We start from the raw sequence: 15542 nt of genomic DNA, 5'->3' as shown, positions 1-15542 counted from the left end.
GCCCAAAGCTGCGGATTCCAAGGACGCCATCTCCTCCCTGATGGGTGAGCTGACACAGGTGGGGCGCCAGGGCGCGCCTTCGGTGCTGCGGCTCGAGGTTCCCCCCGAGACCGATGGCCAGGAGGTCGAGATTTTCGTGCAGGTGCGCCTCAAGGGGCAGATGGTGGCGGAAGGCCAGATCCATCGTCCGGCTCCCGCCAAGGGCAGCACCGCCAAGCTCAGCGTCGAGCTCAAGCGGGGCTGAGATGCGTGCGCTCGCCCTCGTCGCCGTGTTGATGACCCCGCTGTCGGCGGCCCTGCCTGCGTGGTGGACGGCCCTGCCCAAGGTCCCCATCCTCGCCAGCCGGTTCCGCCAGGAGAGCGACAGCGCGGTTTTCGGGAAGCTGGCGAGGGAAGGGGAGCTGCTGCTGGCCCGCGGCGGAAAGCTGCGCGTGGCTTACGATTCGGGTCTGAGGGTGACCTCGGATGGCCGCCACCTCGTGCAGTACGATCCCGACACCCGCACCGCCCAGCGCGTTGAACTGGCCAGGGCCGTGCGCGATTTCCCCCTGCTGGGCCTCCTCCTGGATCCCGCCCGCATTAACCAGCTCTACCGCGCCGAATCCATCGGGAACGACGCCGTGAAGCTGGTACCCAGGGAATCGGGTCTGCCCGGGCTGAAGGCCACGGGCCGCAAGGGCCTGCTGCGCACCCTCGAATGGACCGATCCCACCGGGGCCCAGCAGCGGCTGGAGCTGCTGGATCCGAAGACCCCCGCTTCGGTTGCACCCGGCATCTTCAAGCCCCAGGTGCCGGCGGGCACGCGCTGGGCGACGCCCAACGGCTGAAGGCCTACTCCGAGCGGCTGAAGGCGTCGAAGACTTCGGCTTGGGGGAAGCGCAGCCGAAGCCAGGCATCCAGCTCCGGCACCGTGTCGAAGAGGTGGTCCGCTCCGGCCCTCTGCAACTCCTCATGGCTGCCGTACCCCCAGCCTACGCCGATGGCTTCGAGGCCATGGTTGTGGGCGGCGGTCATGTCCACGCCGCGGTCGCCGATGAAGACGCCGCCGGGCCAGATGGTGCCCCGTTCCGCCAGGCCCGCCAGCACCTCGGTCTTGGGCTGCCACCGGCCCTTCAGGCTGCTGCCGAAGATGTCGTCGAAGATCAGGTTCAGATCGAACTGGTACGCGATGCGGCGGGCGAAGAGGCTGGGCTTGGCGGACACGACATAGATGCGGTGGCCCTGGCGCTTCAGCCGGTGCAGGAGGTGGAAGACGCCGGGGTACAGCTCGTGCTCGAAGACGCCGTCCTCGCGGTAGCGCTCCCAGTAGAAGTCCAGGGCCGCCTCCAGCCGCGCCGGATCCTCCAGGCCCTTCAGGGTGGCCAGGGACTCGCGCATGCCGAAGCCAATCCAGTTGTGGATTGTCGGTTCGTCGGGCATGTCGAGGTGGAAGGCCTCGCAGGTCTTCCGCAGGCAGTTGCGGACGCCGAGCAGGGGATCCACCAGGGTTCCGTCCAGGTCGAAGCAGACGAGGCCCGGGGCCCCGGTCGGATCTTCCATCGCCCGCTACTTCATCTGCTTGTTGTAGGCCTCGATGGAAGCCTGCACGAAGGCGTGGGCCTCGGCCTTGCCCCCCCACCCATCGCTGGCCACGCTCTTGCGCTCCAGGTCCTTGTAGGTGAGGAAGAAGTGCTCGACCTCGAGCAGGAAGTGCGGGGGCAGGTCCGTGCGGGAGGTCACATGGGCATAGGTGGGGTCGTCCGTGGCCACGGCCAGGATCTTGGCGTCATGGCCCTTGTCGTCCGTCATGCGCAGCAGGGCGATGGGCCGGGCGCGGATCACCACGCCGGGATAGGTCGACCCGTTGATGAGCACCAGGATGTCGGCCGGATCGCCGTCGTCGGCCAGCGTGCCGGGGATGAAGCCGTATTCGGCGGGGTAGTGGAAGGGGGAGAAGAGCACACGGTCCACATGCACCAAGCCCGTATGGTGGTCGATCTCGTACTTGATCCGCGAGCCCGTGGGAATCTCGATGATGGCGTTGACGATCTCGGGCGCCTGCTTTCCAGGATCAAGGTGGACCAGGGATGACATGGGGGCGCTCCGCGAAAGCCTTGATTTTCGCATGCCCTGTGACATCCGTCACGGAAGAGTGGCCGCCGCCAGCCTCAGATGGACCGTGGTGCCCCGGCCCACCTGGCTCTCGATGAAGAGCAGGCCGTCATGGGCCACGACGATGCGATGGCAGACCGCGAGACCCAGACCCGTGCCCCCGCCAAAGGTGCTGAAGAAGGGATCGAATACCCGCGACAGGGTCTCCGCTGGGATGCCGCAGCCATTGTCCATCAGGGTCAGGTGCCAGCAGTGGCGCCCTTCCAGGGGCTCCTCGAAGGCGGCGAGGGTGAGCCGGGGATGCTCGGCGTCCTCCAGAGCCCGGGTGGCGTTTTGGAGCAGGTTCTGGGCGACCTGGCGCAGCAGGTCGGAATCCCCCTCCCAGGTGGCGGACTCCGGGATCCGGTTGTCCCAGGGGACGGCTTCGGCCAGCGTCGCACTCCGCAGCGCCTCCTCCCAGAAGGCGCGGAGCGGGATGGACACGCGCTTGGGTTGGAGATCCCGGCTGAACGCGAGCGTGTTCCCCACCACGCGGTTCAGGCGGCCCACGCCCTCCTGCATCTTGCGGGCGAGCTCCAGGGGGCCCTCCTGATCTTGGAGGTCCTCGACGAGCATTCCGGAAAAGAGGGCCAGGCTCCCCAGGGGGTTCCGGATCTCGTGGGCGAGCTCGGCGGCCATCCGACCCATGGCGGCGAGGCGATCCTCCCGGGTGGCCTGCTGGGCGCGGAACACGGCTTCGGTGACATCCCGCAGGGTGACGATGGCGCCGCCGTGCGGGGCCGAACGGCGCTCCTCCTCGAAGATCTGCTCCCGCCCCTCGGCCGTCTTGAAGCGCCGCTGCCCGCCCGGACTGCCGGGTTCCCAGGGCATGGGGCCCTGGAGGAAGCGGCCGTCGAGTCCCTGCGGCCGGTTGGTGAAGCGGAGCGAGCCATCCTCCCCCAGCACCCAGATGGCGAAGGGGACGGCTTCCAGCACGGTCTGCAGCTCGCCCTGGAGCTGGCCGAGCTGAACCTGGAGCGCTTCGTAGCGGGCCTGCAGGTGTTCCGAGGCGGCGGTAAAGGCCTCGAAGGCCTCCAGGAGCTGGCGGGGATCGGGGTGCGCCTCGAGGTGGGTCACGGCGTCACCGGGTGCTTGAGGATTTCCCGGAGGGCCTCCCGGTCCTCACCCCGCGGCTCGGCCTCGACCATGTGGCGGAGGAGTTCCTGCGCCTCGGCGGTTCCCAGGGACCACAGGGCCCGGGCGGCGGCGAGGCGGATGTCGTGGGGCTCCACGCTGGCGAAAAAGCCCCGGCGCCGCACGAGGTCGGCCAGCACCGGCTGGGCCTTGGGGGAGGCGATCTGACCCAGGGTGGTGATGGCCTGCACCCGGAGCGGCTCGAGGATGCGCTTGTCCTGGGCGATCTCGGCGACGGGAGCCACGCTGCCTTCCGAGCGCAGTTGGCCCAGCGCAAAGAGGATCTCCTGAAGCGTCTCGGGGTCCGTGTCCTTCATGCGCGCCACCAGGTGCGGCTCCGAGGCGGGTCCGCCCAGCTTCCAGAGGGCCCGCACCGCCGCGCGGCGGACGCGCGGTTCCGGGTGCCGGAGGATGGGCGCGATGGCGGGCACGGAGCCCGCATTCCCCAGATCCGACAGCAGGGCGAGGGTATTCCTCACCAGGTACCAGGCCGGGGAGCTCAGGGCCTCGGTCAGGGGGGGAAGGGACAGGGGACCGAGGTTCCGTACTGCCTCTACCAGGCGGCCGCGGCGGGTGCGCTCGTTCTCATCGCCCAGCATGGACACGAGGTGCCGGGCCATGGGCGCGCCCACGAACTCGAGGTAGGGATACACCTCGTGGACCACGCGATGCCGATCGGCGTCGAAGATGTGGTTCGCCGCGGCCGCCAGCATCTCGGGTTCCGCGAGGGAGCCGCGCAGGCGTTCCAGGGCCTGGTTCCGCCAGGGCTGCTGCTCCTCCAGGAAGGCACACAGGCCCTCGAGGGCCTGGATGTCGGCGATCAGGTGCCGCAGGTCCCCGCGCCGGACCTGGGCCGAGGCCATCGCTTCCAGTCCCCCGGCGGTCCAGCGGTGGACGGGGGGATCCGGTTCCCAGGCGAAGTGGGCGCGAAGGGCTTCCGCCAGAGGACCCTCGCCGCCGGGGGGAAGGCCGGGATCCTGGATCCAGCGGGCGATGCCGGCCAGGGTCTGGGCGGCGTTCATGCGGATCTCGGCCCGGTCGTTCCGCAGGGTCTCCAGGAGCACTTCCTGCACCCGGAGGAAGGCATCGAAGCGGTGAAGGTCCAGGAGTTCCCGCAGGAAAGCCAAGCGCTGATCGAGGGTCAGCTCGAAGAGATGGCCCTCTTCGAGGACCTTCACCAGCTTGGCCTCAATGGAGAGGGCCTCCCAGTCCAGCCGTCGGAGGAGGGCCTCGGCCTGGCTGGCATCCAGGCCTGAGCTCCGCAGGTGCGACGACAGGGCCCGCACCAGGGCTTCCCGGTCCGGCAGGGGCCGGAGGATGTCCTCCAGCGGGCCCCGGAGGTGGTGCCAGGAGGCGCCCTTCGCAAGAATGGAACTGGTGGCCACGGCCAGGATCTCGCCCGCCAGGGCCTTCACGGCCAGGGCCAGGCCGGCGGGGTGATCCGGGAGCGAAGCCAGGCCGGCGAGGAGGCTCAGCTGCATCTCGGGTTCCATGCCCATCAGGACCTGGCGGAGGATGCCGAGCTGGGCGGGCGTGGGTTGGCCGTCTCCCAGGCCCAGCTCGTACCCCAGGGGGCCGAGTCCGCTCAGATCCGCGGCCTGGAACCCGCGAAGGAAGCCGGCTCCTTCCTCGCCGGCCGGTTCGAGTCCGCCCAGCTCGCCGGACTGGAGCCTGCGGAGGAACCCGACCCCACCCTCACCAGAGGGACCGGGGCCTGCCCCAAGGCCAGCCCTGACCCCAGGCGCGCGGGGGCCGCTGCCGGGAGGGGCGAGGGCGGAGAGCAGCGCCTCGCGAATGGCCCTCATCAGGGGATCTTCGGAAGAGGCGGGCGGGGCGGGGTTGAAGGCCGGGGCCTGGTCCTCCCGGGCGCCCTCCTCGCCTTCATGCACTTCCTGGTAGCGGGTCTGGGAGACCCGGATATGCAGGACGCCCGCATGGCAGAGGAAGGCTTCCAATCCGCCCACCTCCTCGAGCTTCTGGGGTTTGGTGGCCAGGCCCTGGAGGAAGGTGAGGCACTCCTCCTGGGTCACGCCCCGTTCGAAGACGAACCCGCTGACGCCCCGCTCCGAGACCGACCGGACCAGGGCGGCGACATGGGGGTTACGGGCATCCTGCACGACGCCATCCGCGAAAGCCTTCGCACCGGAGACGATGAACTGGAGCCGTTCCTGGGTGGCGAGCCAGCGGTCCAGCACCCGATGGGAGGCCGCCAGGGATTCCTGGGTTCTCGGGTGGGCCGCGGTGTACATCTGCAGCGCCTTGAGGGCCAAGGTCAGGCTCTGGGCAAGCTGCAGGAAGTCGTTCATGCGGGGGTCACCTTCATGGGATCGGACCATTCACGGCTGAGCTGATCGTAGTGGGCCCGGAGGAAGGCCAGCCGGCGGCGGCCCTCCTCCCGGGCGGGTTCCGTGTTGAAGCTGGCGGTGATGGCCTGCGCCAGATCGAGCCAGGCCACGCCACGCCGCAGGATCTCCTCGGTGGTGATGGGCTGGAAGGCGCCGCTGATGCACCCGAAGTGGATGAGGCTGGCCGCGCCGATCTTGCTGAGCTTGTCGCAGTCCCAGAGGCAGGCGGTCTCCAGGGGCTCGAGCCGCTTCGTGAGCTTCAGGCCCACATGGTGCTCGATGGCGTGCCGCACCGCGGGGATCTTCTCCGGTGGAAAATCCGTGCCCGCAAGAATGTCCCCCACCCGGGCCGAGGCATCCTGGGCATGGGTGTCTTTCGCGTGGGGATCCTTCAGGCGCTTCGCCACATCGTGCAGCCAGGCGGCGCATTCCACCACTTCCCCATCCGCCCCCGTCGCGGGTGCGAGCCAGCGCGCCAGGAGCACGGCGGCGTAGGTGTGTTCGAAGCGATAGTTGAAGATGGGCCGGTAAGTGCCCTCCACCTCGTGGCCGATGCCCCAGAACCGGATCGCATCCGCGTCCGAAAATCGCCTCAGCGCTTGCTCGCAGGCGGTCCGCCAGGGGATGGGCTGGGTCATGGGTGGCTTTCCTGGTGGGCCTGGAGGGCCCCGAGGGTGGCGTGGATTTCCTCAAACATGGCGCGGTCGGCCCAGGGGGCGCAAGCCTTCGCCAGGCGGTCCATCAGCGGCTGGAGGCCAGCGGCCGGGGCCAACCCGAGGATGCGGAGGCCCTCGAGGGCCATGCGGGCTTCGATGGCCAGCACCTGCTCCAGCGCATCCACGGCACGGAGCAGCTTGCGGGCGGCGATGGGGCCCATGCTCACATGATCCTCTTTGCCCGCGCTGGTGGGGATGGTGTCCACGCAGGCCGGGTGGGCGAGGCCCTTCATCTCGCTGACCAGGGCCGCCGAAGTGACATGGGCCATCATGAAGCCGGACTCGAGGCCGCCGTTTTGGGTGAGGAAGGCGGGCAGATCCGAGTACGCCGGGTTCACGAGCCGTTCCTGGCGGCGCTCGGAGATGCTGGCGAGATCCGCCGCCGCGATGGCGAGCACATCGCAGGCGAAGGCCGGGTACTGGCCGTGGAAGTTGCCGCCGGAGCGGGACTCCTGGGTGTCGGTGAAGATCATCGGGTTGTCGGTGGCGCTGTTGAGTTCGCGCTCCAGGATGGCGCCGGCGAAGGCCAGGGCATCCCGCGTCACCCCGTGGACCTGGGGGATGCAGCGCAGGCTGTAGGCGTCCTGGACCCGGTGGCAGTCCCGGTGGCTTTCGGCGATGGCGCTGGTGTCGCCCAGGAGGTCGCGCATGCGCTCGGCCACGGCGATCTGCCCGGGATGGGGCCGCGCGGCGTGGATGCGCGGATCGAAGGCGGCGCGGGTGCCGCGCAGGGCCTCCAGGCTGAGGCCCGCGATCTCATCGGCCAGGCCCGCCAGCCGGGTGAACTTCTCCACCGCCAGGTTGCCCAGGGAGGTGATGAGCTGGGTGCCGTTGATGAGGGCCAGCCCCTCCTTGGCCTGCAGGGTCACGGGCTTCAGGCCGGCCTGGGCCAGGGCCTCGCCGCCGGGGATGTGCTGATTTCCTGACCAGGCGAGCCCCTCGCCGACGAGCATCAGCGCCATGTGGGCCAGGGGGGCCAGGTCGCCGCTGGCGCCCACGCTGCCCTGGCTGGGCACCACGGGCACGACATCGCGGTTCAGGCATTCGGTCAGCAGGCGGATGGGTTCGGGCCGGATGCCGCTGTGGGCCTTCAGCAGGCAGTTGATGCGGGCGGCCATGAGGGCCCGGGTCTGGTCCTTCGGCAGGGGCTCGCCCACGCCGGCCGCGTGGCTGCGGATGAGGTTGAGCTGGAGCAGCTGGAGCTGGTCCGGGGGGATGACCACCGTGGCGAACTGGCCGAAGCCGGTGTTGATGCCGTAGACCGTGCGACCTTCCGCCACGATGCGATCCACCACGGCCCGGTTCTCGGCCACGAGCGCCAGCGCGCCTTCGTCCAGGGACACGGCTTCGCCGGAGGCAATGCGCGCCAGCAGAGGCGCTGTGAGGGATCGTCCATTCAGCAGGATCATCGGGTTTCCTTGCGGGTGAGCGTGAGGGCGAGCGCCAGGGCCAGGGCCAGCGTAAAGCCGGCCACGGCGTAGGTCGTGTGGCCGCCCCAGCGGGCAAAGGTGAAGGTGCCCACGGCAGGACCGATGATGCGGCCCATGCCCGTCATGGCATTCATGACCCCGAAGAGGCTGCCCTGGTCCTCGGGCGGCGTCAGCTGGCTGGCGAGGGCGGAGCCGGCGGTGTTGCCCATGCCGCTACCCCAGGACAGGGGAATGAGCAGCAGCAGGAACGGCCACATCCAGTCCGCCCTGGGCATCAGGGGCAGGGCCGCGCCCATCAGCACCAGGCCCGTGATGAGTGCGGCGCGTTCGGGGACGCGCTTGGAGATCGCGCGGACCAGACCGCCCTGGTAGATCACGAGAAGCACGCCGATGCCGGCGAAGAGGTAGCCCACCTCCCGCTGGTGGAAGTTGAAGCGCTGGTGGACCAGGAGGGCGAAGGTGCCTTCCATCATGGAGAAGCCGGCCATGGCGAGCAGCGATACGCCCAGCAGCTGGGGCATGCCGGGGCGCTTCAGGGCCTTCACCAGGGCGTGGCCGCGGCTTTCAGAGGCCCGGGCCCGGGCGCGCACTTCGGGCGTGAGGGTCTCGGGCAGCCAGAGCAGCACCATCAGCGAGGCCGTCAGCGACAGGCCGGCCGCCACGAAGAAGGGCAGGTGCCAGCCGCGGGTCTCCAGCAGGTGGTGGCCGAAGGCGCTGCCGCTGAGGACGCCCGCCAGGGCCGGGCCGAGCACGAAACCCAGGCCGAAGGCGGCCCCGATCATGCCCATGACCTTGGAGCGTTCGCTCGGATCGGAGGTGTCCGCCATGGCCGCCTGGGCCACGGAGATGTTGCCGCCGGTGATGCCGTCGAGGATCCGGGCCGCCAGGATCCACTCGAAGCGGCTGGTGAGGGCGAGCATCATGTAGCCGATGGCCGACCCTGCGAGGCTCATCCACAGCACGGGTTTGCGGCCCGACAGATCCGAGATCCGGCCCAGGATCGGCGAGGCGATGAACTGCATCAGGCTGAAGCTGAGAAAGGCGACCCCGGCCCAGAAGGCGCCCGGAGTCGTGCTGCCCCCGCCGAGGCCGAGGAAGTGATTGACGCTCTCCATCCAGTGGCTGGGATGGTCGGCGATGGCCTGTGCGTACAGGGGCAGGATGGGAATGACGATGCCGAAACCCAGGAGGTCGACGAACACCGTCAGAAAGATCGCCGTCCTGGCGCGTTTGGAAGACTGCATGGGGTTCTCCAGCCATCCAGTGTAGCCAAGAGCGTCTGTCTCAGTCGCCCAGGGCCTTCTGGATCGCGGCCCGGAGGTCCTTGAGCTGGTAGGGCTTCTGGAGGAAGGCCGCGGGGCTTCCTCCCTGGAAGGCCAACCGGGAGTCCTGCTCGGTGAAGCCGCTGCTCAACACCACGGGGATGCGCGGGTCGAGATCGCGCATGGCCTGGAAAGCCTCCCGGCCGTCCATGCGCGGCATGGTGAGATCCATGAGCACCAGGCGGAGGTCCGCCCCATGTTGCCGGAACCGCTCCAGGGCCTCCAGCCCATCGGTGGCGGTCACCACCTCGAGTCCCAACGAGGCCAGGGCCGATCCCGTGGTCTGGAGGATCTGCGGCTCATCGTCGACCAGCAGGACGAGCCCCCGGATCGGCGGGGAACCCGTGGAGGACCCCCCCGGGGGCGTGGGAGAGGCCGGTTCGCTGGCGGCCGGGAAGCAGAGGCGGAAGGTGCTGCCCTGGCCCACTTCGCTGGTGATGCGAAGCCCGGCGCCATGGCCCCGGAGGATGCCCAGCATGGCGGAGAGGCCAAGGCCCCTGCCCGTGGCCTTGGTGGTGAAGAAGGGATCGAAGATCCGCTCCATCACCTCGGGGGTCATGCCGCTGCCCGTGTCCTCCACCTCGAGCACCACATGGCGACCGGGGACGGGGGCCTCGATCCGGTACCGGCTCCGGAGATCCCGTTCGTCGAGGTCCTCCAGGGAGGTGGAGATGTGGATGGCCCCCTCGCGGTCTCCGATGGCATCCGAAGCGTTGGTCACCAGGTTCATGACCACCTGCTGAAGCTGGGCCACATCGGCCTGGATGGCCGGAAGGCCGGGCTCCAGATCGCAACGGAGGCGGACCTTCTTCGAGATGGATACCTCCAGCAGGTGGGCCAGGTCCCGGACCACGGCGTTGAGGTCGTGGGGTCGCACCATGAAGTGGCCCCGTCCCGAATAGGCCAGCATCTGCTTTGTCAGCTCCGTGGCCCGCAGCACGCTGGCTTCCATGTTCGCCAGGTAGGGGCGGGCGGGGGAGGTGTCCGGCAGGTGCATCTGGGTGAGGTTCAGGTTGCCCAGCACCACGGTGAGCAGGTTGTTGAAGTCGTGGGCGATGCCGCCGGCCAGAACCCCCAGGCTCTCCAGCTTCTGGGTCTGGCGGAGGGCCTCCTCGGCCTGGCGGCGGTCGGTGATGTCCAACAGATAGCCCAGGTGATAGGCGGGCGTGGTGCCATGGCCCGCCACCGCCGTGCTGAAGTCATAGAACCAGCGATACGACCCGGCGGCAGTGCGGAGCCGGTACTGCTGCTCGTAGTGGGTGAGGCCCCGGGCCTTGAAGGCGGCGGCGGTGGCGTGGGCCGATTCCAGGTCCTCGGGGTGCACCAGGTCATCGTAGGCGAGGCGGCCGCTGATCAGATCTTCCGGGGGGAAGCCCAGGATGGCCTGGACATTGGGGGAGATGTACTCCACCGGCCACCCTTCCGCGCTGCTCCATTTAATGACCATGACCGGGCCCCCCACGAAGAGACCCCGCTCCGCCCGGAGCGCCGCCTCCACCCGCTGGCGCTCCGTGATGTCGGTGGCGATGCCGATGATGGATTCGAGGCGCCCGCCCTCGTCGAACACGGGCGTGATCAGGTTGTCGAAGAGGCGATCCCCCCCCTGGGTGACCTCCCGCGAGGCCTTTCCGGCCATGGCCCGGCGGATCTGATCGGCGACCAGGGACTCAGCCCCATACATCTCGATGGCCGAACGACCGACCACCTCGCCTGGGCGGAGGCCGAGTTCGCTCAGGCCCAGCCCTTCGGAAAGGGTGAAGCGGCCCGTGGGATCCAGCTGGTAGATGATGGCCTGGGAATTGGACAGGACCGTGCGCAACCTGCGCTCGGTCGTCCCCAGAGCCTGTTCGGCCGTCTTCCGTTCCGTGATGTCCCGGGTGACGGACAGCAGGCAGGGGAGACCATCCACCTCCATGACCTTGCCGGACATGAGCCCGACGAGCGTGCTCCCGTCCTTCCGGCGGAAGAGGGCTTCCAGCCCCGTGAACTCCCCGCGCTCGTGGATCAGCTGGACGGCCCGGGCACGGTCCCCGGGGTCCACCCAGAGGCCCAATTCCAGGGCCGTCTGGCCGATGACTTCCTCGGGGGCCCACCCGGTCAGGCGGGTGAAGCCTTCGCTGACATCCAGATAGGTCCCGTCGGCCAGCCGCGTGATGTTGATGGCATCGGGGCTGGCATGGAAGGCGCGGGAGAACTTGTCCTGGCTCTGCCGCAGCGCCGACTCGATGGCCTTGCGCCCGGTGACATCCCGGGTGATGGTCAGCAGGCAGGTTTCGCCAGCCATCTGGATGAGGGTTCCCGAGACCAGCCCGGTCCGGAGCGAGCCATCCTTCATGCGGAAAAGGGCCTCCAGCCCCACGAAATGCCCCTCAGTCTGCAGCATCTGCTGCATCCGGTCGCGGTCCGCCAGATCGGCCCAGAGGCCCAGCTCCATCGTGGTGCGCCCGAGGGTCTCGTCCCGGCTCCACCCGCTGAGGGCCGTGAAGGCCGGATTGACATCCACATAGGTGCCGTCGAGGCGGTTGATGTTGATGGCGTCGGGGCTGGCCTGGAACGCCTTCGAGAATTTCTCCTCACTGGCCCGGATGGCCTGTTCCGAGGTCCGGCGCTCCGTGATGTCCCGGACATTGGTGAAAATGGCCTCGTGGCCCTCGAAGGCGAGGAAGCCGCTGCTGATTTCCACAGGGAGGAGGCTCCCGTCCTTCCGCCGGTGGAAGGTCTCCTCCCGGTTGGAGCCGAACTGCTTGATCTTCTGCCACCGGTCGGGCCAGGTTTCGGCCGACACGGTCGGGTCCACATCCAGAACGCCGAGGCGGAGCAGTTCCTCCTGGGTGTATCCCAGGGATTCGCAGGCGGCCCGGTTGGCGAAGATGAAGCGCCCGGATTCCTCCATGCCGAACACGGGATCGGCGGACTGGTCCATGGCGGCCGTCAGGATGCGCTGTTGGGCCTCGGACCGCTGGCGTTCCAGCGCCAGGGCCACCTGGCCCGAGACGAAGACCAGCAGGTCCCTTTCCTGGGCCGTGTAGCGACGATGGCCCTCGTAGATCTGGATCACCAGGGCCCCAAAGACGCCCTGCTCGCCCATGAGGGGGACGCCGAGCCAGTCCAGGGAGCCGGTACCGATGGGTTCGATCTCGCCGGCCGCCTCGAGCCGGGCCAGAACCTCGTCGTCCACCAGCAGGGGTTGCTCGGTCCTGAGCACATACTCCGTTAGTCCCCGGCGGAGCATCCTGGGCTCGGGGGCCGGGTCCAGGGCATCCACCCAGTACGGAAAGGAGACGAGGCCGGAGGCCCGGTCCCAGAGGGCGAAGTAGAGGCTCTCCGCCGGCATGAGGTCGCGGACGATGGCATGCACCCGGCCGAAGAGCTCCTGGAGGTTCTGGGCTCCCGCCGCGGCCTTCGCGATGCGGTAGGTGGCCCCCAGGTACCGGCGTACCATGACGAGGGCTTCGGCCGGATCCTGGGGCTCCCGCAGCGGCTGCATGGGCTTGTTATCGGCGGCCCCCCGAACTGCACAAATATCGTACTGACGGTCAGGCCCAGCGGAATCGGCGGACGGCCAGGGCGAAGGCGGCCAGGGCCCAGGCCGCCACGATGGCGAGCCCGGTTCCGTGGCCCACGAGGCTCCCGCCATCGTTGAAGACGGCCCGGAGGGCCCGGAGGAAGGGCGCGAGGGGGAGGATCGCCACCGTGTGCTGAAGCCAGGCCGGGGCCGCATCCAGCGTGAAGTAGACGCCGCTGAGCAGCATGAGGGGGAAGAAGACCAGGTTCGAGATGGCGGCGTAGCCTTCGGAGGTCTCGGCGAAGCCGCTCAGGGCGAATCCGAAGGCCATGAAGCAGCCCGTGCCCAGGGTCATGATGAGCAGCAGGTCGAGGAAAGAGCCCTGGTTCTGGATGCCGAAGGCCAGGCGGCCCACCAGCAGCAGGATGGCCGCCTGGATCACGGTGACCGTGAGCCGGTGCAGCACCTGCCCCAGCAGGAAGACCCACTTCGGCAGGGGCGTCACCGCCAGGCGCCGGAACTTGCCCTTCTCCCGGTAGGAGACATTCACCATGCCCACGCTGAAGAGGCCCATGCTGACGAGGTTCAGGCCCAGCAGGCCGGGGAGCAGGAACGAGGCATAGTTGGTCGAGCGCTTGTGGCCGGGGCTTTCCACCTGGACCGGGATGCGCTGGGGCTCGGGCGCTCCGCTCAGGCGGGCCTGGGCCACCAGCCAGGCCTGGTTCACGAGCCCGGCCGTGGCCCCGGCCTGGGCCATGAGGTAGCTGTTCAGCCGCAGGCGGTAGCCTTCGCCGTCCGGTTCGAGCTGGGCGGCGGTCTCTCCGCGCGTCCATCGGGCCTCGGCCTCGGCTTTCGGCAGGGTCTGGACCTTGAGCTGGAGGTCCGTGAGGGCCTGATCCAGGGCCGCATCGTGGGCGGAGGGGGCCGGGGACTGCACCCGCACCACCGAGAGCTTCGGCCCCCCCCCGTCCCGGAAAATCGTCCCGAATCCCATGAGCAGGATCACCGGGAAGGCGAAGGTCCAGAACATGGCCACGCGGTCACGGCCGTAGAGCCGCCATTCCATGGCGAATTGCCTCCATAGCAGCATGGTCACTCCCTCAGGCTCCGGCCCGTGCGGTGCAGGAACACATCCTCCAGCGTGGCGCGGCGGATGTGGACCTGCTGGAAGGGGACGGCGGTGGCTTCGGCGGCCTCCAGCAGCCGGGGCAGCAGGGCCTTGGGATCGGGCGTGGGGATCTCCCACAGATCGGCGCGGGGCTCCACGGCCTGGCCCAGGCGCGCGGCGAAGGCCGCGGGGTCGGGGGCGGCCCCCTCGAAGGTGAGCTCCACCACGCTGGGAATGGCCAGATCCGCGATGAGCGAGGCGGGCGTGCCCGTGGCGATCACCTTTCCGTGATCCATGATGGCCAGCCGGTCGCACAGGGCCTCGGCCTCGTCCATGTAGTGCGTGGTCAGCACCACGGTCCGGCCTTCGCCCTTCATGCGCCGCACCACATCCCACAGGCTGCGGCGGGCCTGGGGATCGAGGCCGGTGGTGGGCTCATCCAGGAACACCAGCTCGGGGTCGTTCACCAGGGCCAGGGCCAGCGCCAGGCGCTGCTGCTGGCCGCCGCTGAGGGTGATGTGGTGGGCGTCGGCCTTCTCCTGGAGCTGCACCAGCTCCAGGAGATCTTCGGTGCTCCGCCGCTTGGGGTAGTAGCTGCCGTAAAGGTCGAGCGATTCCCGCGGCGTGATCTTGTTGAAGAGGCTGGTGCTCTGCAGTTGGACGCCGATGCGGGCTCGGATCTCCTGCCCCTGGTTTGCCCAGGTCAGGCCGAGGATCTCGATGTCGCCGGCATCGGCCTCGGTCAGGCCCTCGATGATCTCCAGGGTGGTCGTCTTGCCCGCGCCGTTGGGGCCCAGCAGGCCAAAGACCTCGCCCCGGGCCACTTCCAGATCCACGCCATCCACCGCGAGGACTTTGGGGAAGGACTTTCGCAGGCCGCGGATGCGGAGGGCTGGAGCGGACATGGATTCCTCCGGAACGACCATCATGCCCGGGTTCGACCTCTGTGGGCACAGCCAAAGAGGTCTGAGCCGGGGCGCGGCCATTTTATCGGCGCCCCTCGCCGGTGTTCGGTTCAGACGCGCCAGAGTCCCCAGCCGGGCCGTTCACTGGCAATCCGCCCGGCCGCGGCATCCCGGGCCTGGATGGTGTCGTACCGGGCAGCCCAGCAGCTGCCGGAGCCGCACAGCAGCGGCTCGCCGCCGGTGTCGCGCAGGGCGTCGCGCACCTCGGCCAAAGGCGGACAGACCCACAGAGCAGCGCCCGTGAGGTCGTTCCGCCAGGGAGGGGCGGTGCCCCCGGGTTGCGAAGCCAGGGCCTCGGGGAAGGGATAACCGACATCCTGGAGGGCCCGATAAACACTCGGGGTACTCACATGCAGACCCGGATGGGCCAGCAACAGGGGCTCCAGGGGCACGGGGCGAAGCGGGAACACGCGCTCGCCGCGGCCCAGGCCCAGGACCGTCCCTCCCAGCAGGAACAGAGGGACATCGCTGCCGAGGCGACCCGCCATGCGCAGCAGCTCGTCCTCCTGCAGGCCCAGGGCGAACAGTCGGTTCCCCAGCCGCAGGGCCGCCGCCGCATCGCTGCTGCCGCCGCCGAGCCCGGCCCCATGGGGGATGCGCTTCACCAGGCGCAGCGCGGCGGGCAGCGGGCGCTGCGCCGCCGCCTCCAGCAGGCGCCAGGCCTTGATCACCAGGTTGGACTCATCGGCCACCAGCCCCTCGCCCATGGGACCGGAGATGGTCAGGGTCAGGTCGGGGGCGGGCTCGCCCTCCAGCGAATCCGTCAAATCCGCCACGCCCTCCAGCACGGTGGTGACCAGCTCCAGTTCGTGGAATCCATCGGCGCGCCGCCCGAGCACGGCGAGGAAGCGGTTGAGTTTGGCGGGGGCCTGGATCGCGGGAACCAT

The 15542-nt window shown here is 69.2% G+C and carries 12 protein-coding genes; 1 reads left to right on the top strand and 11 read right to left on the bottom strand.

The window, feature by feature from the left end:
• The first annotated feature begins 245 nt into the window (after positions 1-245).
• A complete protein-coding gene (locus tag QZ647_RS08765; protein ID WP_291271792.1) occupies positions 246-827 on the top strand; it encodes an outer-membrane lipoprotein carrier protein LolA in 582 nt (193 codons plus the stop codon).
• Between the two features lie 4 nt (positions 828-831).
• On the opposite strand, the gene QZ647_RS08760 is transcribed toward QZ647_RS08765, so the two are convergent.
• The 11 genes from QZ647_RS08760 to ispE all read right to left on the bottom strand — a co-directional run bounded on the left by QZ647_RS08760 (position 832) and on the right by ispE (position 15542).
• A complete protein-coding gene (locus QZ647_RS08760; RefSeq protein WP_291271791.1) occupies positions 832-1539 on the bottom strand; it encodes an HAD hydrolase-like protein in 708 nt (235 codons plus the stop codon).
• A 6-nt stretch (positions 1540-1545) separates the two neighbouring features.
• Positions 1546-2073, bottom strand: a complete 528-nt coding sequence (locus tag QZ647_RS08755; protein ID WP_291271790.1) for an inorganic diphosphatase — start codon at positions 2071-2073, stop codon at positions 1546-1548.
• Positions 2074-2121: 48 nt separating this feature from the next.
• Positions 2122-3207, bottom strand: coding sequence for an ATP-binding protein (locus QZ647_RS08750; RefSeq protein WP_291271789.1), 1086 nt, complete (start codon positions 3205-3207; stop codon positions 2122-2124).
• On the bottom strand, positions 3204-5570 hold the full coding sequence (locus QZ647_RS08745) for a HEAT repeat domain-containing protein (RefSeq protein WP_291271788.1): 2367 nt from the start codon (positions 5568-5570) through the stop codon (positions 3204-3206). The genes QZ647_RS08750 and QZ647_RS08745 overlap by 4 nt, the downstream gene beginning before the upstream one ends.
• Positions 5567-6247 carry an HD domain-containing protein gene (locus QZ647_RS08740; protein ID WP_291271787.1) on the bottom strand — a complete coding sequence of 227 codons (681 nt, stop codon included), beginning with the start codon at positions 6245-6247 and terminating at the stop codon, positions 5567-5569. Before QZ647_RS08740 ends, QZ647_RS08745 begins: the two co-directional genes overlap by 4 nt.
• Positions 6244-7734 (bottom strand): histidine ammonia-lyase, encoded by a 1491-nt coding sequence (hutH, locus tag QZ647_RS08735; RefSeq protein WP_291271786.1) that lies wholly within the window; start codon positions 7732-7734, stop codon positions 6244-6246. Before hutH ends, QZ647_RS08740 begins: the two co-directional genes overlap by 4 nt.
• Positions 7731-8999, bottom strand: coding sequence for an MFS transporter (locus QZ647_RS08730; protein ID WP_291271785.1), 1269 nt, complete (start codon positions 8997-8999; stop codon positions 7731-7733). The genes hutH and QZ647_RS08730 overlap by 4 nt, the downstream gene beginning before the upstream one ends.
• Positions 9000-9039: 40 nt before the next feature.
• Positions 9040-12564 carry a PAS domain S-box protein gene (locus tag QZ647_RS08725; RefSeq protein WP_291271784.1) on the bottom strand — a complete coding sequence of 1175 codons (3525 nt, stop codon included), beginning with the start codon at positions 12562-12564 and terminating at the stop codon, positions 9040-9042.
• Positions 12565-12613: 49 nt separating this feature from the next.
• The gene (locus QZ647_RS08720; RefSeq protein ID WP_291271783.1) at positions 12614-13672 is read right to left on the bottom strand and encodes an ABC transporter permease; all 1059 of its coding nucleotides are present in this window, start codon (positions 13670-13672) and stop codon (positions 12614-12616) included.
• Positions 13673-13674: 2 nt separating this feature from the next.
• The gene (locus QZ647_RS08715) at positions 13675-14595 is read right to left on the bottom strand and encodes an ABC transporter ATP-binding protein (protein WP_291271782.1); all 921 of its coding nucleotides are present in this window, start codon (positions 14593-14595) and stop codon (positions 13675-13677) included.
• A gap of 110 nt (positions 14596-14705) precedes the next feature.
• Positions 14706-15542 carry a 4-(cytidine 5'-diphospho)-2-C-methyl-D-erythritol kinase gene (gene ispE / locus QZ647_RS08710; protein WP_291271781.1) on the bottom strand — a complete coding sequence of 279 codons (837 nt, stop codon included), beginning with the start codon at positions 15540-15542 and terminating at the stop codon, positions 14706-14708.

The organism is Geothrix sp. (assembly GCF_020622065.1).
Taxonomy (GTDB): Bacteria; Acidobacteriota; Holophagae; order Holophagales; family Holophagaceae; genus Geothrix.
Note: the sequence above shows the minus strand (reverse complement) of the source record. Positions and strands in the feature narration are given on the sequence as shown.

Bases quoted from the DNA above. Each gene is read 5' to 3' on its own strand.
- QZ647_RS08765 (WP_291271792.1), top strand. From the start codon at position 246: ATGCGTGCGCTCGCCCTCGTCGCCGTGTTGATGACCCCGCTGTCGGCG.
- QZ647_RS08760 (WP_291271791.1), bottom strand. From the start codon at position 1,539: ATGGAAGATCCGACCGGGGCCCCGGGCCTCGTCTGCTTCGACCTGGAC.
- QZ647_RS08755 (WP_291271790.1), bottom strand. From the start codon at position 2,073: ATGTCATCCCTGGTCCACCTTGATCCTGGAAAGCAGGCGCCCGAGATC.
- QZ647_RS08745 (WP_291271788.1), bottom strand. From the start codon at position 5,570: ATGAACGACTTCCTGCAGCTTGCCCAGAGCCTGACCTTGGCCCTCAAG.
- QZ647_RS08740 (WP_291271787.1), bottom strand. From the start codon at position 6,247: ATGACCCAGCCCATCCCCTGGCGGACCGCCTGCGAGCAAGCGCTGAGG.
- hutH (WP_291271786.1), bottom strand. From the start codon at position 7,734: ATGATCCTGCTGAATGGACGATCCCTCACAGCGCCTCTGCTGGCGCGC.
- QZ647_RS08730 (WP_291271785.1), bottom strand. From the start codon at position 8,999: ATGCAGTCTTCCAAACGCGCCAGGACGGCGATCTTTCTGACGGTGTTC.
- QZ647_RS08725 (WP_291271784.1), bottom strand. From the start codon at position 12,564: ATGCAGCCGCTGCGGGAGCCCCAGGATCCGGCCGAAGCCCTCGTCATG.
- QZ647_RS08720 (WP_291271783.1), bottom strand. From the start codon at position 13,672: ATGCTGCTATGGAGGCAATTCGCCATGGAATGGCGGCTCTACGGCCGT.
- QZ647_RS08715 (WP_291271782.1), bottom strand. From the start codon at position 14,595: ATGTCCGCTCCAGCCCTCCGCATCCGCGGCCTGCGAAAGTCCTTCCCC.
- ispE (WP_291271781.1), bottom strand. From the start codon at position 15,542: ATGGTTCCCGCGATCCAGGCCCCCGCCAAACTCAACCGCTTCCTCGCC.